The 627-nt window shown below is 67.9% G+C and carries 1 pseudogene; it reads right to left on the reverse strand.

Features of this window, described 5'->3' with window-relative positions:
- Positions 1-445: pseudogene (locus FOE67_RS27835) on the reverse strand (hypothetical protein); the annotation flags it as partial.
- Positions 446-627: the final 182 nt, after the last annotated feature.

Raw genomic sequence — 627 nt, forward strand, 5'->3', positions numbered from 1 at the left:
GAAGCGGGGGGAGCGGGTGCTCGCCGGTGCCCGGCAGGGCGGCACGCTCGGCCGCCACGGCGGTCTTCGGCGGGCGGACGGCTCCGGCCGCCGCCCCGCCACCGGCCGGGGTGCCCCGCTTCCTCGGCACGTCGTGCAGGACGACGCGGGTGCGGACGGTGCCGTCGGGAGCGCGCTCGGGGCGGCGCTCGATCCAGCCGTCCCGCTCCAACTCGGCGAGCCCTCGGCGAATCCGGGTACGACCCTCGTCGAAGTGTTCGCACAATCGATCAATACTGATCAGCGTGCCATCTTTCAACGAAAACAAATAGGAAGCGATCCCACCTGCCGTGGCACTTCCGCGTCGCTGGGCGAGCGAATTCGGCAGAATCGTGAAGTTCTTGGTCTGCTTGGTGCGGATGTGCAGCAACCCGCATCCGGGCGCGCTAACCTGGGCAACAGCCATTGGGAAGGTATCGCTTCCTGATCGGTCAGGCCCTCGGCGGGATGCCAGTCCCGTGCGGGGGCCGAAGCTTTGTGCGGTTGTTTCCGGGGTGGATATCCCCCGTTCGCCGCGACCATATCCCCGCCGGAACCGGTTTCCAATTCAGCTCACCCGAACGGGTGAAAGCCGTGGTGGTGGGTGGG

It is taken from the genome of Streptomyces calidiresistens, assembly GCF_014141525.1.
In the GTDB taxonomy this organism is placed as follows: Bacteria; Actinomycetota; Actinomycetes; order Streptomycetales; family Streptomycetaceae; genus Streptomyces; species Streptomyces calidiresistens.